The sequence below is a fragment of the Asanoa ferruginea genome, assembly GCF_003387075.1.
In the GTDB taxonomy this organism is placed as follows: Bacteria; Actinomycetota; Actinomycetes; order Mycobacteriales; family Micromonosporaceae; genus Asanoa; species Asanoa ferruginea.
In genome coordinates, this window is record NZ_QUMQ01000001.1 from 5,894,117 (window position 1) to 5,919,553 (window position 25,437).

Genomic DNA, 25,437 nt, shown 5'->3' on the forward strand with positions numbered 1-25,437 from the left:
GCCCCGGTCGAACCACCCGCCCCTCAACCGGGTTCGTCCAGAAGGAACCCATTCATGACCAATTCCAGTCAGGACCCGATCCCGCCGGCCCGACCGGTGATCGGTGAGCGTGAGATCGAAGCGGCCGTCCGCGTGCTACGCAGCGGAATGGTGGTTCAAGGACCCGAGGTCGCCGCGTTCGAGCAGGAGTTCGCCGAGATCGTCGACGGCCGGCACTGCGTCGCCGTCAACTCCGGCACCTCCGCGCTCCAGCTCACCCTCCTGGGCATGGGCATCGGTCCTGGCGACGAGGTGATCGTCCCCTCGTTCTCGTTCGCCGCCAGCGCCAACGCCATCCGCCTGGTCGGCGCCTCGCCGGTCTTCGCCGACATCGAGCCGGCCAGCTTCTGCATCGACCCTGACGCCATCGCGGCCGCGATCACCCCGCGCACCGCCGCCGTCATGCCGGTCCACCTCTACGGCCAGCCCGCGGCGATGGACCGCATCATGGAGCTGGCACAGCGGCACGGCATCGCCGTCGTCGAAGACGCGGCACAGGCGCACGGCGCGGCGTTGCACGGCAAGCCGGTGGGAGCGTTCGGGCTCGCCGGATGCTTCAGTTTCTACCCGACCAAGAACATGCACTCGCTCGAGGGCGGCATGATCACCACCGCCGACGCCGGGCTCGCGCGCACCCTGCGGTTGCTGCGCAACCAGGGCATGGAGCAGCGCTACGCCAACGAGATCGTCGGCGCCAACATGCGCCTGACCGATGTGGCCGCGGCGATCGGCCGGGTGCAGCTCACCCAGCTCGCCGGCTGGACCGAGCAGCGGCGGGCCAACGCCAAGGTGCTCGACTCGCGGATCACCGCGTGCACCGTCCCGCCGGTGGCCGACGGCGCGCAGCACGTCTACCACCAGTACACGGTGCGGGTGCGGGGCGACCGCGACGCGGCGCAGGCCCACCTCAAGGCCCAGGGCGTCGGCAGCGCGGTCTACTACCCGACGCCGATCCACCGGCTCAAGCCCTACCTCGGCGCCGACGGCAGGCCCGGCCCGTGGGATCTGCCGGAGACCGAGCGGGCCGCGGCCGAGGTGCTCTCCCTGCCGGTGTTCCCGACGCTGACGCCGGCGGAGCTCGACCGGATCGCGGAGGCGACCAACGGCACGGCGGGTGCCCGATGAGCGCCAACACGTTGCGCGCCGGCCTGATCGGTCTCGGTGCGATGGGCCGCAACCACGCCCGGGTCCTGCGCGGGCTCGACGGCGTCGACCTGGTGGCCGTCGTCGACCCGGCCGGTGACGCCGCCGGCTCGGTGCGCGACCTGCCGGTGCTCTCGACGGTCGCCGAACTCGTCGCGCTCGGCGTCGACTACGCGGTGGTCGCGTGCCCGACCGGCCTGCACGAGGAGGTCGGCCTCGAGCTCGCCGCCGGCGGTGTCGCCGCGCTGATCGAGAAGCCGCTGGCGCCGAGCGTCGAGGCCGGGCGCCGGCTGGTCGAGGCGTTCGAGTCGGCCGGGCTGGTCGCGGGTGTCGGTCACATCGAGCGCTACAACCCCGCGTTGCAGAGCCTGCGCTCGCGGCTGGAGGCCGGTGAGCTCGGCGAGGTGCTCCAGGTCGTCACCCGGCGGCAGGGCCCGTTCCCGCATCGGATCGCCGACGTGGGCGTCGTGATGGACCTCGCCACCCACGACATCGACCTGACCAGTTGGGTGACCGGGCAGGCCTACACCTCGATCTCGGCGCACACCGCGTTCCGCAGCGGCCGGCAGCACGAGGACATGGTCGCCGCGACCGGGCGGCTCGCCGACGGCACGATCGTCAACCACCTCGTCAACTGGCTCAGCCCGTTCAAGGAGCGGTCCACTGTGGTCACCGGCGACCGGGGTTGCTTCATCGCCGACACGCTCACGGCCGACCTGACGTTCTACGCCAACGGCGCGTTCGGCACGGAGTGGGAGGCGCTGCGCGCGTTCCGCGGCGTCGCCGAGGGCGACATGATCCGCTACGCGATACCGAAGCGGGAGCCGCTGCTCGTCGAGCACGAGCGGTTCCGCGACGCGGTGGAGGGCAAGCAGAGCGACATCGTCACGTTGCGCCAGGCCCTGCGTACGGTCGAGGTGTCGGCGGCGGTGCTCGACTCGGCCAAGCGTGGCGTTACCGTCTCGCTATGACGTCACCGACCCGCGGCCGCGTGGTGATGATCGTCGACAACGGTGTCGTCGGCGACTCGCGTGTGCAGAAGGCCGCCCGATCGGCCGCCGACCTGGGCTGGGACGTCGTCCTGCTCGGCGTGCTCGGCGGCGGCTCACCGCAGGAGACCTGGCGGATCGGCGACGCGCAGGTGCGGCTGCTGCGGGTCGGCCGCGGCCTCGGGCGGCGCCCCACCGAGTTCCAGCGCTCCCTGCGACGCCCGCTGGCCTACCCGCCGGGCTACCAGGCCGGCTACCGGATCCAGAAGATCAAGGCCCGGCAGGCCGCGCTGCGCGAGCGCTGGACGGCCCTGGAGGTTGCCGGTGGTCGGCTGCGCGAGGTGTCCGGCAAGGCCGTGCTCACCCCGCTGCGGGCGCTGGCGAAGGCGACCAGCCTCTGGGTCCGCTTCCGGGCCCGTGAGCTGCGCCGGCTGAAGGCCGCCCGGGAAAACCCGGCCACACCGTTGACCAGGCTGTCGATCGCGGCCTGGCAGAAGCTGCTCGGCGACCGGGCCTGGCGCCGGCTCGACCCCGGCCTGTGGGACTACGAGATCGCGTTCGCGCCGGTGATCGACGCGTTGGCGCCCGACATCATCCACGCGCACGACTTCCGGATGGTCGGCGTCGGCGTCCGGGCCCGGATGCGGGCGCGGGCGGTGGGCCGCGACACCCGCCTGCTCTGGGACGCGCACGAGTTCGTCGCCGGGATCAACGGCCGGCCGGACAACCCGCGCTGGCTGCCGGGCCAGGTGTCCTACGTGGCGGAGTACGCGCCGGCCGCCGACGCGGTCGTGACCGTTTCCGACACCCTCGCCGACCTGCTCCAGGAGACCCACGGGCTGGCGTCCCGGCCGCGGGTCGTGCTCAACGCCCCCGCCGCCGACCCGCCGGAGAAGGACCCGAGCATCCCCACGCCCGACCTGCGCGCCCTCTGCGGGGTCGGTCCGGGCACGCCGCTGCTCGTCTACAGCGGCGCCGTCAACCCGTCCCGCGGCGTCGACGTGATGGTCGACGCGCTGCCACAGTTGCCCGACGCGCACATCGCGCTCGTGACGCTGCACCCCAGCGTCAGCGTTCCGGCCGCCGACGCGCTGCGCGAGCGCGCGGTAGCGCTCGGCGTCGCCGACCGCGTCCACCTGTTGCCCTATGTGCCGCACTGGCAGGTCGCCGAGTTCCTGGCCGCGGCCGACGTGGGTGTCGTGCCGATCCTGCACAACCTCAACCACGAACTGGCTCTGATCACCAAGTTCCTGGAGTACGCGCACGCCCGGCTGCCGATCGTGGTCAGCGACGTGCGCACGATGGCCGAGACCACCCGGGCCACCGGCCAGGGCGAGGTCTTCACGGCCGGCGATGTCGACGACTACGTCCGTGCCGTGCGCGCCGTTCTCGCCGACCCGCAGCGCTACCGGGCCGCCTACGACAAGCCCGCGCTGCTGGAGGCGTGGACCTGGGAAGCGCAGACCCGGGTGCTCGACGAGAGCTACGTCGAGCTGATGGGCGGCAGGAAGAGCGGGTCGTAGGTCGGCTGCACCACCGACCAGTCCCAGGTTGCCAGCGCGTGCTCGGCGGCGGCCCGGCCGGCCTCGCGCCACCCGTCGTCGGTCGCGGTCAGCTCCAGGATCCGGGCCGCGGCCTCGGCGGGCGTGCCGACCACCCAGTCGTCGGGGAACACCGTGCGGGCGCTGTGGGCGCGGCCGGCGAAGAACGGCCAGTCGCGCACGACCGGGACGGCACCGCTGGCCGCACCCTCGACCAGCGCGCAGTGGAAGCTCTCCCGCACCGAGGTGCTGAGGATGACGCCGACCTCGGTGAGCACCTTCGGGACGTCGTCGCGCTGGCCCAGCCGGCGCACGGCGCCCTGCGCCTCCAACTCGACGACCTCGCGCTCGAACGCCGTGCAGTAGGCCTTCGCCGCCGCGCTCACGTCGGCGCTCGGCTCCTTGCCGACCAGCACCAGGTTGTAGCGCTCGTCGTGGGCGCGCAGCAGGCGCAGCACCTCGATCGCCCAGCGCGGGTCTTTGGCGATCGCGCTGATGCCGACCAGGCCGAGGGTGAAGCGGGCGTCCGGCGTCTTCTCCGCGGGGTAGGCGCGCAGATCCATCGCGTTGGTCAGCACGTGCAGGCGCGGCGCGTCGGGACCACGTAGCCGGGGCACCGCGGCCACCACCAGGTCGCGCAGGTGGTCGGAGACGAAGACCAGGTCGTCGACCCGGGAGAAGTCGACCAGGTGCGGCCACCAGGTGAAGGCCTCGAAGCTGTGCAGGCGTACGACGACCCGCGTCGTTCCGGGGTCGACGAGGCTTAGCAGGCCGGCCGGCACCGCGCACCAGTCGACGAAGACCGTGTCGGCCCACTCCAGGCCCGGGCCGAACAGCTCCTGCGCCTCCCGGGCGTATTTCGAGTCGCCCATGAGCCGGTGTGCGATCAGCTTCGCGCGCCCGTTGTTGAGGAACGTGCGCACCGGGGTGCCCGGCGACATGTCGAGGCTGCGCGTCTCCACCTCCGGCATCGCCTCGTAGCGTTCCCGGATCGGGGTGAGGAAGTTGTCGTTGAGGCCGGTCAGGAACAGCGCCCGGGGCGGGCGACCGGTGGCCGGCTCGGCCTTGGCGCCGCGCCCGGACGGGCTGGCGAACCGGCGCCCGATCGCGCTCTCGTGAAGCGGCGCCAGGAACTGCTCGGGATCGTCGCTCAGCGGCGACGACAGGCTGTCGAAGTGCAGGACCCGGTGGAAGAGCAGGTCGAAGGCGCGGCCGACGACCGGTGGTGCCTTGATCGGGTGGGTGCCGGCGCGCAGCAACTCGGCGCGCGCCAGCTCGCCCTCGACCACGTCGTGCAGCGAGGCGGGGACGCGGCCGGCGGCGAGGTCGCGGTCGGCGGCCGGGCCGAGCAGTTCGGCCCTCGTGCGCGGGTCGGTCACCAGCGGCACGACCCGCTCGGCCATGGCCAGCGCGCTGCCCGGCTGGCCGGCGTTGAGCATGCTGGCCTGGAGCCGGCGGGCCAACGCGGCCCGGCGCCGCTCCGGGACGCCGGGCGCCGCGGCCGCGACCGCCCACATCTTCCGCACCGGGCGGATCCGCATCGCCCGGCTGCCGGTCGCGACCAGCCCGGCGAGCCGGGCCACGGCACCGGCGCGGCGCGCCGCGTCGCTGGCGACCAGCCGCGGAGACGGAGCCGACGGGAGGGCGGCCCGCCAGCCGGGCCGGATCGGGTTGGCCAGCCGGTCGTCGACGGCCTTGAGCGCCGGGGTCAGCCCGAACACCGCGTCGGCCCGCCGGTTGCGGTGGGCCAGTTGCCACACCGTGTGCACGGCGTTGTTGTCGAGCGCGACGATGACCTCCGCCGACCGCGCGTGCTCGCGGACCCAGCGGTCGCGTGAGGCGCGGAGCCAGACCTTCACCGGCGGGGTGGCGCCGCGCACCAGGTTGCTGAAGACCGGGCCCTTGGCCGTGCCCAGCCGCCGGATCTCGGCCAGCTCCGCGGCGCCGCCCAGTCGGCCCGGGTCGAAGTCGCAGGCCAGGTAAACCTTCGCGCCCCGCTCGCGCAGCTTGGTCAGCGCCTCGACGAGCACGGTCGGCCGGGTCGGGACGGCGCCGGCGACGAGCAGCACGTCGGTCATCGGACGAGCTCGGTGACGTCGCGCACGGCCGGCTCCAGCTGGGTGTCACGGGCGTATCGGTCGGCCGACGCGCGGGCGGCGGCCCGGTCGGTGTCGCTGGTGTCGACGGCCAGCCGGGCGGCCCGGCGGAAGGACTCCGCGATGCCGGCGGCCTCCACTGTGGCTGGACCCGCCCACAGTGGATAGTCGGCGAGCACCGTGGACGCGTCGTGCTCGGCCTCGTGTGCCGAGACGATCGGTAGGCCGGTCGCCATGAACTCGTAGACCTTTCCGGAGGTCATGTATTGCCCGCCGGTGACCATGAAGGCCAGGCCGTCCCACCGCGCGTAGGTCGCGGCGACCTCGGCCTTGGGCACCGGGCCGCCGAAGGTGACCCCGTCGACGCCGGCCGCCTTCAACGCCTCCATGTGCGGATTGTCCTCCCGGGCCCAGCCGGCGCCGACGTGCCCGCGCACCTCGAAGCGGGCGCCGGCCAGCAGCGGCTCACTGTCGCGCGCCGTTCGCCAGCCCTCGAGCGTCGCCTCCAGCAACGGCAGCGGCAGGTTGAGCGCGCCGAGGTAGCCGAAGGTGAGGCCGGCGGCCGGATCGGCCCGATGTGGTTGCGGCGGGATGCTGTCCCGGTCGAAGCCGTTGCGCACCACCCGCACCCGCTCCGCCACCTCCGGGTAGCGGTCGCGGTAGAAGCCCGCAATCGGTTCGTTGACGCACCAGAAGGCCGTGGCGTCGGCCAGCAGCTTGGCCTCCCACTGGCCGGCCACCGAGTCGCGGGTGAAGGCTTCGCCGCCGTTGATGACGTCGACCGACCAGCCGTCGCGGAAGTCGACGACGTAGGGCACCCGGTGCTCCTCCCACAGCCGCCAGGTCGCGGCCAGGTTGACGTAGGGCACGCAGGTGGCCACCAGGAGGTTGGCCGGCCGTTGCTTGTGCAGCCGCAGGACGGCCTGCTCCAACGCCGGCCGCCAACCGCCGAAGACGGGCTCCGGGAAGAGCTTGAGCGCCTGCTGGCGCTGTTCGTAGATCCACTCGCGGGGGCGCAGCGACCGGGCCGCCGAGAAGCGCCGGATGTCGGTCTCCAGGTCGACCCGCTCCAGCGGCAGTTCGACGATCTCGATGCGGGGGTCGACGCCGGCACTCAGCGTGTGGTCGAGACCGTATTCGCGCTCCCACGCCTCCTGCCGGATCGTGACGACGGTGACGTCCCAACCCGCGGCGGCGAACTGGTTGGCCGTCTCGCGCATCCGGTATGCCGAGCTCTTGGCCGCCGGCGGGAACCCGATGGCCAGGTAGATGACGTGCGGCCGGGACCCGCCTGGCCGCGTCGGAGACCGGCGAACGAGGTCACTGGCACTGCGGGTCGACACTGATGATCCTGCCCGGGTAGACGACGGTACGTTACAGTAGCCGACCGCCGAGCCCGTGTGATGACCACAAACCACCGTCACTGAGCGTCAGGAGCCCCTGCGATGAAGCCCACCGGTCGCGGACGCATCGTCATGCTGGTCGACAACGGTGTGCACGGCGACTCGCGGGTGCAGAAGACGGCCGCTTCGGCCGCCGCAGCGGGCTGGGACGTCGTGCTGCTCGGCCGCGGCGCCGCGGAGACGTGGCAGCTCGGCGGCGCGGAGGTGCGCCTCATCCCGACGCCGTCCCCGCTGGCCAAGGGGTCGCACACCACCCGGCGGCGCTGGCTGCGCGGCCCGCTCGGCTACCCGCCCACCGGCATCGCCGCCATCCGCGCCCAGAAGGTCAAGGCGTGGCAGGCCGACCTGCGGTTCCGCCGGGCGCTCGGCACCCGCTCCGGCGCGGCCAAGCTCCGGCTGAGCGTCGAGTCGGCGCTGGCCAAGGTGACCAGCCGGTGGGTCTCGTTCCGCTACTGGCAGCTCAACCGCAAGCCCCGCACGTTCCACGGCCCCTGGGACCGCGCGGTGACCAGGTTCTGGCAGGCCACCCTTGGGGACCGCGCCTGGCGGCGGCTCGCGCCGCACCTGTGGGACTTCGAGTTGGCCTTCGGCCCGGTGATCGACGAGTTGAAGCCCGATCTCATCCACGCCAACGACTTCCGCATGCTCGGCGTCGGTGCCCGCGCCAAGACCCGCGCGGCGGCGGCGGGCCGTCAGGTCAAGTTGGTGTGGGACGCGCACGAATTCGTGCCGGGCATCCGACCGCTACCGCACAACGCCCGCTGGAACCCGGCGATCCAGGCGCACGAGCGGGAGTACGCATCGTTCGCGGATGCGGTGGTGACGGTGTCGGGTGGGTTGGCGGAGTTGTTGCGTGTGGAGCATGGGTTGGCGTCGTTGCCGACGGTGGTGCTTAACGCGCCTTTGGCGGCGGGTTCGGAGGGTGTGGGTCCGGATCTGCGGGGGTTGTGTGGGGTTGGGGTCGGGGTTCCGTTGGTGGTTTACAGCGGTGCGGCGGCGGTGCAGCGTGGTTTGGATTTGATGGTGGAGGCGTTGCCGAGGTTGGGCGGGGTGCATGTCGCGTTGGTGGTGAACGCGCCGTCCGATGGTTATGTGCGGGGGTTGGTGGCCCGTGCGGAGGTCCTCGGTGTGGGTGGTCGGTTGCATGTGTTGCCGTATGTGGCGCATGACCGGGTGGTGGGTTTGTTGTCGGGGGCTGATGTCGGGGTGATTCCGATTCATCGGTGGCCGAATCATGAGATTGCGTTGATTACCAAGTTTTTTGAGTATGCGCATGCGCGGTTGCCGATGGTTGTGTCGGATGTGCGGACGATGGCGGATGCGGTGCGTGCGGCGGGTATTGGTGAGGTGTTCCGGTCGGAGGACCTGGACGATTTTGTGCGTGCGGTGGAGTCGGTGTTGGCGGATCCGGGTCGTTATCGGGCGGCCTATGAGGATCCGGAGTTGTTGGATTCCTGGACCTGGGAACGCCAGTTCGCGATCCTCGACGAATCCGTCTACGCCCGGCTGGCGCCTACGGCGACCACTTCCACACCAGCGTCAGATACGTCCCATACCACGCCGACCCGAGGGTGAGCGCCACCAGCACGATCACCTTCGTGCTGTTGAGTGCCTTGGTCAGGCCGGCCGCCAGTGGCAGCAGCAGGGTGAAGACCGGGATCAGGTAGCGCGCCTTGCCCTGCTGGCCGCCGGCCGCGCCGGCGAGGAAGACCAGCATCACCACGGTGTAGACGACGATCGGCAGCGGCGGGCGCTGCGCGAGTAGGAGCGCGAGGAGCACCACCGCGGCGAAGACCGAGAAGACGATCACGTACAACTCGAGTTGCTGGTTGGTCTGGGTCAGCACTTTGGCGAAGGTGCGGACCGTGTCGGCGCCACCGTCGAACGAGACGCGCCAGCCTTCCCGCTGCATATAGAAGTAGCCGTCCCAGCGGCCCAACCGCGCGCCGACCCAGGCGAGGAAGCCCAGGTAGCCGATCGGGGCGATGGCACCGGCGACCCAGGGCCGCCACCCGTCGCGGCGCCGCACGATCGCCACGATCGCGCTGATCCCCACCGCGGCGATCAGCGCCACGGCGACCGGTCGGGTCAGGCCGGCGAGCAGGCACAGCACGCCGGCGGTGAGCCAGCGCTCGCGCAGCAGCGCGTAGAGCGACCAGGCGGCCAGGGCGGTGAACAGCGACTCGCTGTAGCCCATGTTCTCCACCAGCGCGTGCGGTAGCACGCCCCAGAGGATGACCAGCAGGATGCCCGTGGTCTGCGACCACAGCCGCACACCGATGGCATAGATGCCCCAGGCGGCGGCGATGGCCGAGAGCCACGAGACGACCAGCGCCGCACCGAGCGAACCCACCGTCGGCACCCAGGTCACGACCTGCGTCAACGCCGGGAACAGCGGAAAGAACGCCAGGTTGGAAGGTCGCAGGCTGCCGTCGACACCGACCGGGATGGCGGGGTCGTAGCCGACGTCGACAATCTTGCGGTAGGCGGTGGCGTCGAACCGGCCGGCGAGCAGCCAGCTCAGGTCGGTGCCTTGCCGGTGGGCCATCACCCAGAGGAACAGGATGCCAACGCAGCGGACGACCAGGTAGCCGAGGATCGCGGGCGCGGCGGCCGACCCGGCCGAGCGGGCGCGGTCACGCCAGGAGCGGGCGGGCGGCGGCTCGGCTGGCGCCGTGCGTGCATCGCTGTCTACGGTGGTCGGTGCGGCCATGGGCACAAACCCTAGCCGTTTCGCTCGCATTGACGATGACCCGCAACATCTTGGTAATCTCACGACGATCGCGGTGGCCCTCACCGTGCCCTCGGAAGGCGAAAAGACCGGTATGGCAGCAGATGCCGCCAGTGTGCGCCGTGGCGGCCGTCGACGCGTTGTCATGTTGGTCGACAACGGCGTGCACGGTGACTCAAGAGTGCAGAAGGTGGCCCGGTCGGCGGCCGACGCGGGCTGGGAGGTCGTGCTTCTCGGCAAGTCGCCCGCCGGTCCCGAGACCTGGCAGATCGGCGCCGCCGAGGTCCGGCTGCTGCCGATGCCCGACCCGCTCCTGCGGGCCTCCGCCTTGCGCCGCCTCGCCCATCGGCTCCTCAAGCGTCCGACGGCCACGTCGAAGAATGTCGCCGCCGCTGCCGCTCCGGCCGCCAAGCCCCGGGGCGCCCGTTCGATCGCTGTCGCCGCCGCCCGCCGCGCCTACCAGCCATACGACCGCGCGCGCACCAGGTTCTGGACGCGGGTCAGCGGCGACGCCGCGTGGCGGCGGCTCGAGCCGGCGCTGTGGGACTACGAAGAGGTCTTCGGCCCGGTCGTCGACCAACTCGAGCCGGATCTGATCCACGCACACGACTTCCGGATGGTCGGCGTCGGTGCCCGCGCCAAGACCCGCGCCGCGGCGGCGGGCCGTGAGGTCAAGCTGGTCTGGGACGCGCACGAGTTCCTGCCCGGGATCAAGCCACGCCGCGACGACGCCCATTGGCTGCCCGCACACCTCGCCCATGAGCGGGAGTACGCGCGGTTTGCGGATGCGGTGGTGACGGTGTCGGGTGGGTTGGCGGAGTTGTTGCGTGTGGAGCATGGGTTGGCGTCGTTGCCGACGGTGGTGCTTAACGCGCCTTTGGCGGCGGGTTCGGAGGGTGTGGGTCCGGATCTGCGGGGGTTGTGTGGGGTTGGGGTCGGGGTTCCGTTGGTGGTTTACAGCGGTGCGGCGGCGGTGCAGCGTGGTTTGGATTTGATGGTGGAGGCGTTGCCGAGGTTGGGCGGGGTGCATGTCGCGTTGGTGGTGAACGCGCCGTCCGATGGTTATGTGCGGGGGTTGGTGGCCCGTGCGGAGGTCCTCGGTGTGGGTGGTCGGTTGCATGTGTTGCCGTATGTGGCGCATGACCGGGTGGTGGGTTTGTTGTCGGGGGCTGATGTCGGGGTGATTCCGATTCATCGGTGGCCGAATCATGAGATTGCGTTGATTACCAAGTTTTTTGAGTATGCGCATGCGCGGTTGCCGATGGTTGTGTCGGATGTGCGGACGATGGCGGATGCGGTGCGTGCGGCGGGTATTGGTGAGGTGTTCCGGTCGGAGGACCTGGACGATTTTGTGCGTGCGGTTGGGTTGGTGTTGGCGGATCGGGGTCGTTATCGGGCGGCCTATGAGGATCCGGAGTTGTTGGATTCCTGGACCTGGGAACGCCAGGCGGCCGTGCTCGACGACCTCTATCGCGACCTGCTGCCAGACCTGGCGCCGGCCCGCGGGGGAGCGTCGTGACCGAGACGCCGCCACCGCCGGCGGTGACGGTCGTCCTCGCGGTCTACAACACGATGCCCTACCTCACCCGCTGCCTCGAATCCCTTGCCGCACAGACCATCGGGCCCGACCAGCTCGAGGTCATCGCGGTCGACGACGGTTCAACCGACGGCAGCTCCGCCGAGCTCGAGCGCTTCGCCCGGCTCCACCCCGGCCTCGTCACGGTGCTCCGCCAGCCCAACTCGGGCGGCCCGGCAGCGCCGAGCAACCGGGCCCTCGACCGGGCAACCGGCCGCTACGTCTTCTTCCTCGGCGCCGACGACTACCTCGGTCCTGAGGCTCTCGAACGCCTCGTCGCCACCGGTGACCGGCTCGGCTCGGACGTCGTGCTCGGCCGCGTCGTCGGCGTCAACAGCCGGCACGTCGACCAGACGGTGTTCGCCGCCGACGCCGACCACATCGGGTTGTTCGACTCCGGGCTGCCCTACGCACTGGCCAACACCAAGCTGTTCCGCCGCGCCCTGATCGAGAAGCACGGTGTCCGCTTCCCCGAGGGCATGCCGGTGCTCAGCGACCAGCCGTTCACCCTGGCGGCGCTGTTCCACGCCCAGCGGATCTCGGTGCGGGCCGACTACGACTACTACTACGCGGTGCGCCGGCTCGATTCCGGCAACATCACCTACGGCAGCCGGCAGAGCGTGCGGCTGGACGCGCTGGCGCAGCTCGTCGAGTATGTCGCGGCGCTCGTGCCGGCCGGCGACCAGCGCGACGCCGTGCTGGTCCGGCACTTCCGCTGGGAGCTGGCCAAGCTCGTCGGCGACGAGTTCCGCCGGCTCGATCGCGCCGACCAGGAGACGCTCGTCGCCGGCGTCGGCGCGCTGGTGCGCGGCCACCTCACCGAGGGCATCCGCGCGCAGCTCGACGTCGAGTCGAGGGTGCGGTTCGCGGTCGCCGCGCACGGCGACGTCGACGCGCTCCTCGCCGTCATCCGCCAGGACGCCGAGGTCGGCGTGCCGGTCACGGTGATCGAAGGCGACCGGTCCTACGCGGCCTACCCGGGTTTCCGCTCCGCAGGCGGGCCGCCCGACGGATGCTTCGACGTGACAGCGACGCGGGACTGGCGGGCCAAGTTCGACGCCACCACCGTCGCCTGGGAACGCGGCCCGCAGGGCCGCGCGCTGGTGATCAGCGGCCGCAGCCCCCGCACCGACGTGGCCGAACCGGTGGTGCTCAGCGCCGGCGGCGTCAGCGCGGCCGCGGTCGTGACGCGCGACGGCGACGGCACCCGGGTGCACGCCCGGCTGTCCGCCAACGAACTGCTCGCCACCAGTTCGGCGGCCGGGGAGCGCCGGGCGATCAAGGCCGCTGTCGGCCCGGCCACCGCGCTGCTGCGCGCCCCCGGCTTCAGGGCACCCACCCCCGTGATCCGCCGCCGGGGCGCCCGCCCCTACCTGGTGGCCGTCAGCGTCGACCCGCTTGGCCAGGTCATCATCGGGGTGACTCCGTTGAGCGTTCGCCGGGTGGTGGCCCACCTCAAGCGCGCTGGGCTCCGTGTAGGAAGGTAGGCCCGTGAACATCTGCGTCGTCGCTCTGGGGAAGATCGGCCTCCCGCTGGCCGTGCAGTTCGCGTCGAAGGGTCACCGGGTCCGCGGCGCCGACACCTCCAAGCGGGTGGTCGACCTGGTCAACGACGGGGTGGCACCGTTCCCCGGCGAGGCCGGCCTCGACGCCGCGCTCGGCACGGCGGTGTCGGCTGGCCTGCTCACGGCCACCACCGACACCGCGGCGGCCGTCGCCGAGTCCGACGCGGTGGTCGTCGTCGTTCCGCTGTTCGTCGACGCCGACGGCATTCCCGACTTCGGCTGGATGGACGACGCGACCCGGGCCATCGCCGCCGGCCTGCGGCCCGGCACGCTGGTCAGCTACGAGACGACGCTGCCCGTCGGCACCACCCGCGACCGATGGGCGCCGATGCTCGCCGAGGGCTCCGGCCTGACCGCCGGCAGCGACTTCTTCCTGGTCTTCAGCCCGGAGCGGGTGCTCACCGGCCGGGTCTTCGCCGACCTGCGCAAATACCCGAAGCTGGTCGGTGGCATCGACGCCGCGTCGGCCGCGCGGGGCGTCGCGTTCTACGAGTCGGTCCTCGACTTCGACGACCGCGCCGATCTTCCCCGGCCCAACGGGGTGTGGGACCTCGGCTCGGCCGAGGCGTCGGAGATGGCCAAGCTCGCCGAGACCACCTACCGCGACGTCAACATCGCGCTGGCCAACCAGTTCGCCCGGTTCGCCGGCACCGCCGGGATCGACGTCACCAAGGTGATCGAGGCCTGCAACTCGCAGCCATACAGCCACATCCACCAGCCCGGGATCGCGGTCGGCGGGCACTGCATCCCGATCTACCCGCGGATGTATCTGTGGAACGACCCGGACGCGACCGTCGTCCGGGCCGCGCGGGAAGCCAATGCCGACATGCCGGCGTACGCGGTCTCGCTGCTCGCCGACGCCTACGGCGACCTGACCGGCGCCAATGTGCTGGTGCTGGGTGCCGCCTACCGCGGCGGGGTCAAGGAGACGGCGTTCTCCGGCGTCTTCCCGGCCGTCGAGGCGCTGCGGGCCCGGGGCGCCGTGCCCTACGTCGCCGACCCGATGTACACCACCGACGAGCTCATCGCAGACGGCCTGCCGCCGCACGAGGGCCAGCCGGTCACCGCCGCCGTGATCCAGGCCGACCACGCCGAATACCGGACCCTGGCCGCCGCCGACCTGCCCGGGGTGCGGGTGCTGGTCGACGGCCGGCGGGTGACCGACCCCGCCCGGTGGGACGGGGTGCGGCGGATCGTCATCGGGGCGTGAGTCAGGCGTTCGCCGGCCGCCGCGGTTCACGGGAGACGACCTGGCCCGCGGCGTCGACCCAACCCTTCGGCCGGGCCGGGTTGCCGGCCACGAGCTGGTAGGGCTCGACGCTCCGGGTCACCACCGAGCCGGCCGCGACCATGGCGTACTCGCCGATCTCGACACCGCACACCAGCGTCGCGTTCGCGCCGATCGAGGCACCACGGCGTACGACAGTGGGGGTGATCTCCCAATCCGGGTTCTGCGCCCGGGGCCGCAGGTCGTTGGTGAAGACCGCGCACGGGCCGACGAACACCTCGTCTTCGATCGTGACCCCGTGGTAGACCGAGACGTTGTTCTGGATCTTCACCAGGTCGCCGACCACCGCACCGGCGTCGACGTAGACGTTGCGGCCGATCACGCAGTTGGCCCCGATCGTCGCGGTCGAGCGGACGTGGGCCAGGTGCCACACCTTCGTGCCGGCACCGATCGTGGCTCCCTCGTCCACCTCGGCGGTGGGGTGGACGAAGACCTCAGACATGGCGTCAGTGTTCATGCCGCCCGACGATAGGTGCCGCCCGGACGGCACCATCAGCTAGGGTCCTGCCGGTGAGTTTCAGCGACGACGTGCGGTCGGCCTTCCGGCGCGGCGAGACCGACGCCGTCGTGGCGATGAGCCGCGCCGAGATCGACCGGGCCCGGGCGGCCGGCGATCTGGCCGGCGAGGTGGAGGCCCGTTACAGCCTCGCCCGCGTCGCCCTGCGCGGCGGCGACCTGGCCGGCGCCGCGGCCCGTGCGCAGGAGGCGCTCGCGGTGGCGCTGCGCTCCGGCGACCGCGCCCTCCCGGAACGGCCCAGGCACGTGCTGGCCGCGGTGACCAGGATGTCCGGCGACCTGACCCGGGCGCGCGAGCTCTACCTGGAGAACATCGCGCTCAACGAGTCGCTGGGCCGCCCCGAGGTGGTCAACTCGGAGCGGCACAACCTGGCGTTCTGCGAGCTGGGACTGGGCAACCTCGACGCGGCGCGGGACCTGTGGGCCGCCAGCCGCGAGCGGGTCTTCCGGGAGGGCTGGGACGACTTCGTGCCCTATGTCTGCGTGGCCGGCGCCGCTCTCGCCTCGGCCGAGGGCGACCAGCACCGCGCGGCCCGGATGGTCGGCCTCGCGGACGCGGCCTTCGCGGCTCTTGGCCAGGTGCCGGACCCCGACGACGCCGCCGAACTCGCCGCCGTCCGCACCGCTGCTGTGCACGCCATCGGCGAGGCCCGATTCACCCAGGAGTACGCCCAGGGCCAGCACCTTGACCCCCGCGCCGCCTTCGCCTAGCGGCTTCGCTTTTCGCTGTATGGACAAAAGTTCGGCGGGTTCCAGCAAAACATCTGGACATCGAAATGAATGAATCGTAGAGTTCCCACCCCAGGCATTCGGCGTGCCGGGTCAACCAACGACATCGACAGCGATGCCCGCCAGTTGCCCGTGTGCGCCGCGCAGAGCGGCCGTGGCACCCGATGGTGCAGCGCTGTCTCCCGCTCTCCCTGGAGGAACCGTGCCCGTCCCGTCCCGACGCGCGCGCATCCCGATCCTGGGTGCGCTCGCTCTCGCGCTCACCGTCTCCGGCATTGTCCTACCCGCGACCAGCGCTGCCGCCGCACCACCGCCCCAGACGCCCGGTGTGACCCTGCGGACCTTCGACCTACAGACCGCGTTGAGCAGCATCTGCACGCTCAAGCCGGCACAGACGCCCAACGTCGACAAGCTGATGTCGACGGTCAACTGGACGACAGCCGCCGACTTCGGCCTGGAGGACAACTTCCTCTCCCAGGTCATCGGCAACATCAACATCACCACAGCCGGCAACTACACGTTCCGGCTGATCAGTGACGACGGATCGCGGCTCGTCATCGACGGCAATGTCGTGATCGACCATGACGGGCTGCACGGCGCGACCGCCAAGGACGGCGCCGTCGCGCTGACCACCGGCTACCACTCGCTCAACATCGACTTCTTCGAGGCCGGTGGCGGGCAGCAGCTGACCCTGCAGTGGCAGACGCCGGGCTCGACCTCGTTCGTGACGGTGCCCAACTCGGTGCTGAGCACCGACGCCGGCGTCGTGCGGGTCACCGCGCCCGGGCGCAAGGAGTGCGAGGCGAGCGGCGACTCGCCCGGCGACGGCCTTCCGCTCACCGCCGTGCACCCCAACTTCACTCTGACCAACCTGCGGCCCAACGGCTTCCAGCCGAAGGTCACCGGCATGGACTGGCTGCCCGACGGCCGCCTCGTCATCTCGACCTGGGGCGGCAGCGACCAGTCCGGCACCTCCCAGGACGGCGAGGTGTGGATCCTGTCCAACACCGGCGGGGCGACCTCGCCCGCCAACATCACGACGAAGCGGATCGGCAGCGCCCTCAAGGAGCCGATGGGCCTCAAGGTCGTCAACGGCGTGGTGTACGTGTCGGAGAAGGCGCGCCTGACCCGGCTGGTGGACACCACTGGTGACGAGGTCGCCGACCAGTACCAGACGGTCGCGACCTGGCCCTACGACGGCAACTTCCACGAGTTCGCGTTCGGCCTGCTCTACCAGGACGGCTTCTTCTACGTGAACCTGTCGGTGTCGATCGACTACGGCGGCAACACCACCAACCCGCAGGGCATCGCCAACCGGGGCACCACGCTGAAGATCAACGCCAGCAACGGCCAGTGGACCTACGTGGCCGGCGGGCTGCGTACCCCGCATGGCATCGGTTGGGGTCCGGAGAACAGCATTTTCGTCACCGACAACCAGGGCGGCTACCAACCCGCGTCCAAGCTGCTGCACATCAAGCAGGGCCGCTTCTTCAACCACTACCTCAACCCGCAGGGTCCGTTCGACAACGCGCCCGTGACACCGCCGGTGCTGTGGCTGCCGCAGAACGAGATCGGCAACTCGCCCAGCACGCCGCTGTTGATGCCCAGCGGCACGTACGCCGGACAGTTCCTGATCGGTGATGTCACCTACGGCGGCCTCCAGCGCGCGTTCGTGGAGAAGGTCAACGGCGAATACCAGGGTGCGCTCTACCGGCTCACCCAGGGCCTCGAGGCCGGCATTTCGGAGGTCAACCTCGGCCCGGACGGCGCGGTCTACGTCGGTGGCCTCGGCGCCGGCGGCAACTGGGGCCAGACCGGCAAGCTGATGTACGGCCTACAGAAGCTGACCCCGAACGGCACCAACTACTTCGACATGCTCGCGACCCGGGCCACGCCCAACGGGTTCGAGATCGAATACACCCAGCCGCTGTCGGCCGCCACCGCCACGGCGCTGGCCAGCAAATACCGCGTGAAGCAGTGGCGTTACGTGCCGACCGCCGCCTACGGCGGCCCGAAGATCGACGAGGAGACGCTGACCGTGTCGTCGGCGACGCTCTCCTCCGACGGCAAGAAGGTCACCCTGGTGATCAACGGGCTCAAGGCGGGCCGGGTCGTGCACATCCGTTCGCCCAGGCCGTTCGCGGCCAGCAACGGCCAGTCACTGTGGAGCACCGAGGTCTGGTACACGCTCAACGCCATTCCCGGCCAGGTGCCGCCGGTCAACCTCGCCCTCGGCAAGCCGGCGACCGCCGACAGTTCCTGCTCCGTCAACGAGAACCCGGCGCGCGCCGTCAACGGCACCGTCACCAACGGCAACCTCGACAAGTGGTGCTCGCAGGGTGCCAGCAAGTGGCTCCAGGTCGACCTGGGCGCCACGCAGAGCGTGAACAAGCTGGTCGTCCAGCACGCCGGTGCCGGTGGGGAGAACACCGCCTGGAACACCCGCGACTTCAACCTCCAGGTGAGCACCAACGGCACAACGTGGACGACGGTCGCGACGGTGACCGGCAACACGGCCAGCACGACCACGCACAACATCACGGCGACCCAGGCGAGATACGTCCGGATCAACGTCACCACCGCGGCCAGCGACGGCAACGCGGCGGCGCGGGTCTACGAACTCGAGGCGTACGGCGGCACCAGCACCGTCGGCAACCTCGCGCTGAACAAGACCGCTACCGCCGACAGTTCGTGTGGCACCACGGAGGGGCCGGCCAAGGCCGTCAACGGCAGCGTCTCCGGCGGCAACGCCGACAAGTGGTGCTCGCTCGGCGCCACGAAGTGGCTCCAGGTCGATCTGGGCTCGAGCCAGAGCGTGGGCCGGATCGTGCTCAAGCACGCCGGTGCCGGCGGTGAGAGCAGCGCCTGGAACACCCGCGACTTCAACCTCCAGGTGAGCACCAATGGCACGTCGTGGACGACGGTCGCGACGGTGACCGGCAACACGGCCAGCACCACCACGCACGACTTCACCGCCGTGCAGGCCCGGTATCTGCGCCTAAACGTGACCACGCCGGCCAGCGACGGCAACGGGGCGGCGCGGATCTACGAGTTCGAGGCCTACAACAGCTCCGGGGGAGCCAACCCGAACCGGGTCGTGCTCTTCGACGGCTCCAACATGAACAACTTCGAGCAGACCAATGGCAGCGCGGTGACCTGGCCGCTGGGCAACGGCGGCGTCGAGGTGCTCGGTGGCGACATCCGCAGCAAGGAGAGCTTCGGCGACTTCAAGCTGCACCTCGAGTTCTGGCTGCCCAACCTGCCGGCCAACGTCACCGGCCAGGCCCGGGCCAACAGTGGCATCTACCTCCAGGACCGCTACGAGCTCCAGGTCCTGGACTCCTTCGGCGACACGTCGATCGGCATCGACGAGTGCGCGTCGATCTACAACAAGATCGCGCCCACCAGCAACGCCGCGACCGCGCCGGAGACCTGGCAGACCTACGACGTGACCTTCCGCGCGGCCCGGTTCAACGCGTCCGGCGCCAAGACGGAGAACGCCCGGGTCACGGTCGTGTGGAACGGCGTCACGGTGCACAACAACGTGGCGATCGACGGCCCGACCGGCGCCGGCGCGGCCGAGGGACCCACCGCCGGCAAGATCCGCCTACAGGACCACGGCGACGCCGGCGCGAACGTCTTCTACCGCAACATCTGGGTCGAGCCGGTGGTGTGACGATGCCCAGATCGTGGGTCAGAGGTCTGCTGGCGGGCATGGTGGCGCTCGCGTCGGTCACGGTGGCGACGAACAGTGTCGCCGCCGCACCGACGCCGGCCGCCAACAGCGTCGCGGTGCTGATGCAGTCCTACGACTCCGCCAGCGGCCGGATCGGCGGCGGTTGGTGGACCGGAGCGGTGGCGCTGAGCACGGTGATGACCTACCGGCAGGCCACCGGCGACACGCGATACGACTATGCGATCACGGAGGCGTTCGCGAAGAACACCGACTTCACCAACGAATACATCGACGACACCGGCTGGTGGGCGTTGGTCTGGCTCCAGGCCTACGACATCACCGGCAATCGGGCCTACCTCAGCATGGCCGAGACGACCACCCGGTATATGCACGACTTCTGGGACTCGCAATGCGGTGGCGGCGTCTACTGGCGCGACGACAGGCGCTACAAGGCCTCCATCGCCAACGAGCTGTTTCTGGCCGCCACGGCCGGCCTGCACAACCGGATCCCGGGCGACACCACCTACCTGGGCTGGGCCACAGCGGAGTGGAACTGGTTGAGGAACTCGGGCCTGATCAGCTCGAACCTGGTCCGGGACGGGGTCAACGTGCCCGGTTGTGGTTACAGCAACGCCAACTACACCTACAACCAGGGCGTCATCCTGCAAGGGCTGGTCGAGCTGTCCAGGGCCACCGGCGACACCAGCCTGCTGACCACGGCCAGGTCGATCGCGACCGCGGCGGTGCAACGCTTCAATCGCAACGGCGTCCTCCACGAGGGTTGCGAGCCGAACTGCACCGGCGACGGGCAGTCGTTCAAGGGCATCTTCATCAGATACCTGCGGGCGCTGGCCACCGCCGCCAACACCACCGAGTACGACACGTTCATCACCACCACGGCCACCTCGATCCTGGCCAACAACACCAACGCCGCGGGCCAGCAGGGCAACTCGTTCGTCGGCCCGTTCGCGTTGTGGTCCTACAACACGCAGGCGAGCGCCGCGGCGGCGCTGGTGGCCGCGCTCGGCAGCGTCGCCGGGCCGTTACGCGGTCAGGAGTCGGGGCGGTGTGTCGACGTGCCCGGCGCCAGCCAGGCCAACGGCGTCCGGGTCGCCCTCTGGGACTGTCACGGCGGCGGCAACCAGGTCTGGACGGCGACCTCGTCCGGTCAGCTCACGGTCTACGGCGCCAAGTGCCTCGACGTCAACGGCGCGGGCACCGCGAACGGGACGCCGGTCCAGATCTGGGACTGCAACGGTGGCACCAACCAGCGCTGGACCGTGCGGCCCGACGGGACCGTGGTCGGCGTCGGATCGGGCAAGTGTCTGGACGCCACCGGTCACGGCACCGCCAACGGAACCCTGCTGGCGATCTGGACCTGCACCGGTGGAGCAAACCAGAAGTGGGGCCGCACCTGACCGATAACTAGAGCGCGAGGGTGTCCAGGTCCACGGCGTCGGCCATGGCCTGGGCACCCTTGTCGTTGAGGTGCATGCCGTCGCCGGCGTCGAGGTCCGGGGCGATGAAGTCGGGTGCCGCCGGATTGGCGACGGCCCGGGCCACGTCGAAGACCGCGTCAAAAGCGTCCGTTGTACGGATCCAGTCGTTCACTTCGCGCCGGGCGGCGAGGCCTTCCGGCGTGCTGATCCCGGGGTAGATGGCGCCCGCGAACGGGCCGACGGTGGCGACCAGGATCTTCAGGCCGGCATCGTGGGCGCGCTCGGCGAGGTTCTCGAAACCGGCGATGAGATCGGCCGCGGTCGCGGGCGGCTCGCCGACCATGCCGGGGAGGGCGAAGTCGTTGATTCCGAAGTGGACCAGCACATGGGTGCGGCCGGGAACGTCGAGAACGTCTCGGTCGAAGCGGGCCAGCGCGTGCTCGCCGACCTCGTCGCGGAGCAGGCGGTTGCCGGCGATGCCCTGGTTGACCACCCAACCCCGGTCGAGGCGCCGGTTGAGGAAGTCGACGGACCGGTTGTTGGCGTCGATCGTGGAGCCGACGCCTTCGAACCAGGAGTCGCCGAACGCCACGGCGACCGCAGTGTCGTCTGGGGCGAGCACGTCGACGCCTTCGACGAAGAAGCGGCCTTCCATCTGGTCGTCGCCGACCCGCGCGTTCACCGCAGGCTTGTGTGAATAGGTGGCCAGCCCGGTCTCGCCTGGGAACGAGAGGTTGAGGACCAGGTCGGCACGGCGATCGACGCGCAGGTCGACCGGGTCGCTGGCGGCCTCGTCGCCCGCGGGGATGGTGACCTCCTTCGCGCCGTCGAAGGTGAGCGTGGCCTGCCCGTGGGCGCTGCCGACGCTCGCCGCGCCGATGGTCAAGGGGGCCCGGCCGAAGCGGTTGGTCAGGCGTACCCGAAGACGCTCTCCACCACCGGCCATGCGCAGCGCCTGCTCGATCGTCTGGTCGGCGAAACCGCGCGGCTCGGAGAGCTGGATCTGCTCGTAGGGACTGATCACGGCGGTGCGGAAACCGGCTGTCCAGATCATGTTCACTCCCGTGGTTTGCTTCGAACTCGAAGCATACTCCGCTATCGTGAGGGACATGACGAGCGCGCTCGATCCTCAGGAGCTGGGGGCCTACTTCGCGTTCATGGAAGCCAGCAGCCTGCTCTCTCACCAGGTCGAACAGCACCTGCGGGCCGAGGGTGATCTGCGTTACGTGCAGTTCCAGCTCCTCGCCCGCCTGGCCAACGCCCGCGGGCAGCTCACCATGACGGAGCTCGCCGACGGCGTCGTCTACAGCCGCAGCGGCCTGACCTACCAGGCCGGCCTGCTGGAGGCGGCCGGCCTGATCACCCGCGCCCCGTCGGCCGAGGACGAGCGCGCCACGCTGGTCACGATCACGGATGCCGGGCTGGCATTGTTCGCCCGCGTCCTGCCCGGCCACGTCGAGGTCGTCCGGAGCCTGCTGTTCGATCCGCTCACCGGCGACGACGTCGACCACCTGGGCGACATCATGCAACGGATACGCGACCACATGCGTGCGCAGCCGCCCCGCTCCGCCGCGCCACGCAAACGCCGTTCAACTGGGTAGTGCGACGGCGGCACCGCTCACCGAGATGCCGGATCGCGGTTCCGCGGGGATCGACAGCGTCAGCACGCTCGGCCGCCCCATGTCGAGGCCCTGGTGCACCGTGACCGTGGCGGGCGGAGCCACCAACCCCAGCTCGCGCAGGTAGCCGCCGAACGCCGCGGCCGCCGCGCCGGTGGCCGGGTCCTCGACGACACCACCGGGCGGGAAGGGGTTGCGCGCGTGGAACACGTGCGTGGCCTCGCGATAGACCAGGTCGATGGTGGTCCAGTCGCGTTGGGCCATCAGGCTGGCCAGGGCGGCCAGGTCGTAATCCAGGTCGGCCAGGCGTTGCCGGCTCGCGGCGGCGACGATGGGGTGCCAGGCGCCGGCGAACGCGACCCGCGGCGGCAACGTGGCGTCGAGGTCTTCCGGTGCCCAGCGGAGGGCGTCGAGCAGCGCCACGAGATCGCCGTCGGCGATGGGCTCGGTCCGTGGTGCGACGCTGACCAGGGTCGCGGTGACGATGCCATCCGCACCGACCTTTGTGGACACCTCGACCAGGCCGGCGCGGGTGTCCAGCCGCATTGTTCCCGGGCCGTGCCGCTCGGCGTAGGCAGCCGCCGAGGCGATGGTCGCGTGACCGCAGAACGGCACCTCCGCCTTCGGGCTGAAGTAACGCACGTCGAAGTCCTCGTCGCCGCGCGCCACCAGGAACGCCGTCTCGGAATAGCCGACCTCGGCGGCCACGCGCTGCATGTCGGCGTCACTGACTCCGGTCGCATCGAGCACCACGCCGGCCGGATTGCCACCCGCCGGGTCGGCGCTGAACGCCACGTACCGCAGGATCTCCATGCCCGAAGACCCTACGTCCCGTGCGGTCAGCCGGGGTTCGGACGCGACCGGTCGGGCGCGGTAATCGCGGGGGTCAGCAGTGCGAGTTCGCGGGCCAGCTCGGCTTCGGCGGTGACCCGCGAAGCGAAGGGCAGCCGGGCGTCGTGATGCCCCTGGCGGGTCTCGGACCGCAGCGTCAGCCCGTCGGCGTCGATCGCGACCGGGGCGAGCCGCCCGCGCGCCGAGGCGAGCCGGGCCGGCAGGGTCAGCCCGTCGAGGCCGTGCCGGACGAGTTGGTGCAGGTAGGTGGCCTCGATAGCCGCGAGAGGGTCGGGCCGGGCGGCGCGGTAGGCGTCGACTGCCACGTCATCGGAGGTCGAGTGCCGCTCGAGGCGCACCGCCACCGGCTCGACGGCCCACAGGGCGACCGGGGGCAGGTCGAGCAGGGCATCGATGGTGCCGGCGTCGCAGTCGTCGAGGGTTGCCGGGTCGAGCGCTCGCACGGTCCCCGTGACGGTCACCCGGGCCCGCACCCGGCAGCGCACCGGCACCGGGACCACGGAGGTCACTTCGAGCCGCAGCCCGCCGGGTCGGCTGCGCGCCGCGACGAGCTGGCCTCCGGCCGGTGTCATCGCGTCGACCGCGAGCGCGATCGAGCCGTCGGGGAGCATGGTGTGTGCGGCGATGAGCTCGGTGGCCGTGTCGCCCGTGCGGATCAGCAACGAGCCGGACACCGCCAGGACCGATCGCGTCGCGACCGCGTCGCGGATGGGCATGCCGTCCGACATCCGGCTCGCGTCCGGCGCCATGCGGCCTCCTTGGTCGGGAATGAGGAGGCCTAAAGGATAGCCTTACCTAATTCCCGACCGGAAGGAGGCCGGCCCTGGTCAGCGGGGCTGGTAGGTCAGGCAGTCGCTCACGGTGGCGCCGGGACCGATCTTCACGGATTCGGCCTTGCACGCCAGGTTGGTGTTGTGGACGCACTGCGTGCGCGCGCAGGCCCCGACGGTGCCGGTGACATCGGCGATGCCGCCGCGCACCGACGACTCGACGAACGTCGCACAGGAAGCGGAGTCACCAGCGGACGCAACGGTCACGGCTGGCGCGTGGCAGCCACCGTCGTTGAAGCTGCACGCGGTGGCGGCACATTCGCGGACGGCGGGCATCTGCAGGAGAGTTCTCATGACGTCCTCCGTTTTGCTGAATTGTTCGCGCCAATCATTCCGGGCGCGATTAAGGGTAGCAACAAATGGTCGGAGGCGTGCGCCGTTGTGTCGGCGGTACAAGCATAACCGCAGGTCAGACGGGTGCAGAATGGCGAAGAAAGAATAGCGCGACGGCGAATTACGAGGTAAGCCTAGGCTAATTCAGGAGAGGCAACGCTAATTGAACTTCCGTCCCTCGAGTTACTTAGGAGTTCGCCTGTCGCGGCCCACAACCGGCGTTCCCGATCACGGTCGTGTGCCGTCGGTCGCACCTGTGCCACCGTGTCGCGGACCACGAACGCGCCGTCGCGCAGCCCCGCCCATCGCTCGTCGAGCGCGATCGACGCCAGCATCGGCCCGGACCGCTCGGGCGTGGCGACACCGGGCAGCCGCGCGAGCCCTCGCCCGATCGCCTGGAGCGCCGCGGGCGCACCGCGGCCGAGGGCGGTGCCGGGCATCCAGCCGGGCTCGAACACCGACACGCCGACACCCGGCCCGACCCGTCGTTGCAGCTCGTGGGCGTAGTAGAGGACGGCCAGCTTGGCGTTGGAGTAGGCAACACCGGCGCTACCCGCCGCCGGCCGCGCGAGCTCGACCGGATCCTGCCATCGCGCCGCCGGCACGCGCAGCAGCCGCCGCCAGACGTTGGCGTAGTAGGTGTTGGAGCCCAGCAGCACGATCCGGGCCGGCGCGCTGAGCGAGCCGAGAAGGTCGCCGATGAGCTGGGCGTGGGCGAGATAGTTCACGGCGAACGTCAGCTCGAACCCGTCGGCCGAGGCCTGCCGGGTGTCCGCCGACATGGCCCCGGCGTTGGCCACCAGCGCCCCCAACGGCCGCGCCGCGCCGCTCGCGAGCAGTTCCCGCACGGTCGCCGCCGCGGCCCGCACGTCGGCGAGCCGGGACAGGTCGCAACCGATCTCGTGCGCCACCGCGCCGAGCGCCCGGGCCTCGTCGGCGACGCCGGTCAGTGCCACACCGCCGCGCCCCACCAGCAACAGGTCGGGCCGAGCCGGGTGGGCCGCCATCGCCAGGACCGCGGCCCGGCCGAGGCCCCGAGTCGGGCCGGTGATCACTACAGAAGTCATGGATC

General features: G+C 70.9%; 20 protein-coding genes. 11 read left to right on the top strand and 9 right to left on the bottom strand.

Features of this window, described 5'->3' with window-relative positions; all coding sequences use genetic code 11:
• Window positions 1–54: 54 nt before the first annotated feature.
• The 3 genes from DFJ67_RS27605 to DFJ67_RS27615 are packed head-to-tail and all read left to right on the top strand — an operon-like array spanning window position 55 to window position 3,694.
• Window positions 55–1,164: a DegT/DnrJ/EryC1/StrS family aminotransferase gene (locus DFJ67_RS27605; protein ID WP_116070696.1), complete on the top strand. Its 1,110-nt coding sequence runs from the start codon at window positions 55–57 to the stop codon at window positions 1,162–1,164.
• Complete coding sequence (locus tag DFJ67_RS27610) at window positions 1,161–2,153, top strand: Gfo/Idh/MocA family protein (RefSeq protein WP_116070697.1); 993 nt, start codon at window positions 1,161–1,163, stop codon at window positions 2,151–2,153. Before DFJ67_RS27605 ends, DFJ67_RS27610 begins: the two co-directional genes overlap by 4 nt.
• The gene (locus DFJ67_RS27615; RefSeq protein WP_239097278.1) at window positions 2,150–3,694 is read left to right on the top strand and encodes a glycosyltransferase family 4 protein; all 1,545 of its coding nucleotides are present in this window, start codon (window positions 2,150–2,152) and stop codon (window positions 3,692–3,694) included. The genes DFJ67_RS27610 and DFJ67_RS27615 overlap by 4 nt, the downstream gene beginning before the upstream one ends.
• Here the strand turns inward: DFJ67_RS27615 and DFJ67_RS27620 are convergent.
• Both DFJ67_RS27620 and DFJ67_RS27625 read right to left on the bottom strand, forming a co-directional pair.
• Window positions 3,655–5,790: a glycosyltransferase gene (locus DFJ67_RS27620; RefSeq protein ID WP_116070698.1), complete on the bottom strand. Its 2,136-nt coding sequence runs from the start codon at window positions 5,788–5,790 to the stop codon at window positions 3,655–3,657. The two genes, DFJ67_RS27615 and DFJ67_RS27620, sit on opposite strands and share 40 nt — an antisense overlap.
• Window positions 5,787–7,151, bottom strand: coding sequence for a glycosyltransferase (locus DFJ67_RS27625; protein WP_239097279.1), 1,365 nt, complete (start codon window positions 7,149–7,151; stop codon window positions 5,787–5,789). Before DFJ67_RS27625 ends, DFJ67_RS27620 begins: the two co-directional genes overlap by 4 nt.
• Before the next feature lie 132 nt (window positions 7,152–7,283).
• Here DFJ67_RS27625 and DFJ67_RS27630 point away from each other — a divergent pair, with 132 nt between their 5' ends.
• Complete coding sequence (locus DFJ67_RS27630) at window positions 7,284–8,786, top strand: glycosyltransferase family 4 protein (protein WP_116070699.1); 1,503 nt, start codon at window positions 7,284–7,286, stop codon at window positions 8,784–8,786.
• Here the strand turns inward: DFJ67_RS27630 and DFJ67_RS27635 are convergent.
• Entirely contained in the window at window positions 8,725–9,924 is a 1,200-nt protein-coding gene (locus DFJ67_RS27635; protein WP_239097677.1) for a glycosyltransferase family protein, read from the bottom strand. The two genes, DFJ67_RS27630 and DFJ67_RS27635, sit on opposite strands and share 62 nt — an antisense overlap.
• Window positions 9,925–10,087: 163 nt before the next feature.
• Between DFJ67_RS27635 and DFJ67_RS27640 the strand changes: the two genes are divergently transcribed.
• Genes DFJ67_RS27640 through DFJ67_RS27650 form a run of 3 tightly spaced genes read left to right on the top strand, consistent with a single transcriptional unit; the run spans window position 10,088 to window position 14,293 of the window.
• Window positions 10,088–11,461 carry a glycosyltransferase family 4 protein gene (locus DFJ67_RS27640; RefSeq protein ID WP_116070700.1) on the top strand — a complete coding sequence of 458 codons (1,374 nt, stop codon included), beginning with the start codon at window positions 10,088–10,090 and terminating at the stop codon, window positions 11,459–11,461.
• Window positions 11,458–13,005, top strand: a complete 1,548-nt coding sequence (locus tag DFJ67_RS27645) for a glycosyltransferase family 2 protein (RefSeq protein ID WP_275407690.1) — start codon at window positions 11,458–11,460, stop codon at window positions 13,003–13,005. Before DFJ67_RS27640 ends, DFJ67_RS27645 begins: the two co-directional genes overlap by 4 nt.
• A 4-nt stretch (window positions 13,006–13,009) precedes the next feature.
• Window positions 13,010–14,293, top strand: coding sequence for a nucleotide sugar dehydrogenase (locus DFJ67_RS27650; RefSeq protein WP_116070701.1), 1,284 nt, complete (start codon window positions 13,010–13,012; stop codon window positions 14,291–14,293).
• 1 nt (window position 14,294) lies between these two features.
• Here the strand turns inward: DFJ67_RS27650 and DFJ67_RS27655 are convergent, their stop codons facing one another.
• Window positions 14,295–14,828, bottom strand: coding sequence for an acyltransferase (locus DFJ67_RS27655; protein ID WP_116070702.1), 534 nt, complete (start codon window positions 14,826–14,828; stop codon window positions 14,295–14,297).
• 53 nt (window positions 14,829–14,881) lie between these two features.
• Here DFJ67_RS27655 and DFJ67_RS27660 point away from each other — a divergent pair, with 53 nt between their 5' ends.
• The 3 genes from DFJ67_RS27660 (at window position 14,882) to DFJ67_RS43990 (ending at window position 20,710) form a co-directional block, all read left to right on the top strand.
• Window positions 14,882–15,598 carry a tetratricopeptide repeat protein gene (locus DFJ67_RS27660; RefSeq protein WP_116070703.1) on the top strand — a complete coding sequence of 239 codons (717 nt, stop codon included), beginning with the start codon at window positions 14,882–14,884 and terminating at the stop codon, window positions 15,596–15,598.
• Between the two features lie 220 nt (window positions 15,599–15,818).
• Window positions 15,819–19,292: a discoidin domain-containing protein gene (locus DFJ67_RS27665; RefSeq protein WP_239097528.1), complete on the top strand. Its 3,474-nt coding sequence runs from the start codon at window positions 15,819–15,821 to the stop codon at window positions 19,290–19,292.
• 2 nt (window positions 19,293–19,294) lie between these two features.
• Window positions 19,295–20,710 (top strand): glycoside hydrolase family 76 protein, encoded by a 1,416-nt coding sequence (locus tag DFJ67_RS43990; protein WP_116070705.1) that lies wholly within the window; start codon window positions 19,295–19,297, stop codon window positions 20,708–20,710.
• A 7-nt stretch (window positions 20,711–20,717) separates the two neighbouring features.
• On the opposite strand, the gene DFJ67_RS27675 is transcribed toward DFJ67_RS43990, so the two are convergent.
• Window positions 20,718–21,785: a GDSL-type esterase/lipase family protein gene (locus tag DFJ67_RS27675; RefSeq protein ID WP_203784246.1), complete on the bottom strand. Its 1,068-nt coding sequence runs from the start codon at window positions 21,783–21,785 to the stop codon at window positions 20,718–20,720.
• A gap of 55 nt (window positions 21,786–21,840) precedes the next feature.
• Between DFJ67_RS27675 and DFJ67_RS27680 the strand changes: the two genes are divergently transcribed.
• Complete coding sequence (locus DFJ67_RS27680; protein ID WP_116070707.1) at window positions 21,841–22,332, top strand: MarR family winged helix-turn-helix transcriptional regulator; 492 nt, start codon at window positions 21,841–21,843, stop codon at window positions 22,330–22,332.
• Here the strand turns inward: DFJ67_RS27680 and DFJ67_RS27685 are convergent.
• The 4 genes from DFJ67_RS27685 to DFJ67_RS27700 all read right to left on the bottom strand — a co-directional run bounded on the left by DFJ67_RS27685 (window position 22,321) and on the right by DFJ67_RS27700 (window position 25,432).
• Window positions 22,321–23,163, bottom strand: a complete 843-nt coding sequence (locus tag DFJ67_RS27685) for a PhzF family phenazine biosynthesis protein (RefSeq protein WP_116070708.1) — start codon at window positions 23,161–23,163, stop codon at window positions 22,321–22,323. The two genes, DFJ67_RS27680 and DFJ67_RS27685, sit on opposite strands and share 12 nt — an antisense overlap.
• A gap of 26 nt (window positions 23,164–23,189) precedes the next feature.
• Complete coding sequence (locus tag DFJ67_RS27690) at window positions 23,190–23,951, bottom strand: DUF2470 domain-containing protein (RefSeq protein WP_116070709.1); 762 nt, start codon at window positions 23,949–23,951, stop codon at window positions 23,190–23,192.
• 78 nt (window positions 23,952–24,029) lie between these two features.
• On the bottom strand, window positions 24,030–24,326 hold the full coding sequence (locus tag DFJ67_RS27695; protein WP_116070710.1) for a DUF1540 domain-containing protein: 297 nt from the start codon (window positions 24,324–24,326) through the stop codon (window positions 24,030–24,032).
• Between the two features lie 173 nt (window positions 24,327–24,499).
• Entirely contained in the window at window positions 24,500–25,432 is a 933-nt protein-coding gene (locus tag DFJ67_RS27700) for an SDR family NAD(P)-dependent oxidoreductase (protein WP_116070711.1), read from the bottom strand.
• Window positions 25,433–25,437: the final 5 nt, after the last annotated feature.

Bases quoted from the DNA above. Each gene is read 5' to 3' on its own strand.
- DFJ67_RS27610 (WP_116070697.1), top strand. From the start codon at position 1,161: ATGAGCGCCAACACGTTGCGCGCCGGCCTGATCGGTCTCGGTGCGATG.
- DFJ67_RS27630 (WP_116070699.1), top strand. From the start codon at position 7,284: ATGCTGGTCGACAACGGTGTGCACGGCGACTCGCGGGTGCAGAAGACG.
- DFJ67_RS27640 (WP_116070700.1), top strand. From the start codon at position 10,088: ATGTTGGTCGACAACGGCGTGCACGGTGACTCAAGAGTGCAGAAGGTG.
- DFJ67_RS27690 (WP_116070709.1), bottom strand. From the start codon at position 23,951: ATGGCGCCGGACGCGAGCCGGATGTCGGACGGCATGCCCATCCGCGAC.
- DFJ67_RS27605 (WP_116070696.1), top strand. From the start codon at position 55: ATGACCAATTCCAGTCAGGACCCGATCCCGCCGGCCCGACCGGTGATC.
- DFJ67_RS27620 (WP_116070698.1), bottom strand. From the start codon at position 5,790: ATGACCGACGTGCTGCTCGTCGCCGGCGCCGTCCCGACCCGGCCGACC.
- DFJ67_RS43990 (WP_116070705.1), top strand. From the start codon at position 19,295: ATGCCCAGATCGTGGGTCAGAGGTCTGCTGGCGGGCATGGTGGCGCTC.
- DFJ67_RS27655 (WP_116070702.1), bottom strand. From the start codon at position 14,828: ATGAACACTGACGCCATGTCTGAGGTCTTCGTCCACCCCACCGCCGAG.
- DFJ67_RS27635 (WP_239097677.1), bottom strand. From the start codon at position 9,924: ATGGCCGCACCGACCACCGTAGACAGCGATGCACGCACGGCGCCAGCC.
- DFJ67_RS27700 (WP_116070711.1), bottom strand. From the start codon at position 25,432: ATGACTTCTGTAGTGATCACCGGCCCGACTCGGGGCCTCGGCCGGGCC.
- DFJ67_RS27680 (WP_116070707.1), top strand. From the start codon at position 21,841: ATGACGAGCGCGCTCGATCCTCAGGAGCTGGGGGCCTACTTCGCGTTC.
- DFJ67_RS27695 (WP_116070710.1), bottom strand. From the start codon at position 24,326: ATGAGAACTCTCCTGCAGATGCCCGCCGTCCGCGAATGTGCCGCCACC.
- DFJ67_RS27615 (WP_239097278.1), top strand. From the start codon at position 2,150: ATGACGTCACCGACCCGCGGCCGCGTGGTGATGATCGTCGACAACGGT.
- DFJ67_RS27675 (WP_203784246.1), bottom strand. From the start codon at position 21,785: ATGATCTGGACAGCCGGTTTCCGCACCGCCGTGATCAGTCCCTACGAG.
- DFJ67_RS27685 (WP_116070708.1), bottom strand. From the start codon at position 23,163: ATGGAGATCCTGCGGTACGTGGCGTTCAGCGCCGACCCGGCGGGTGGC.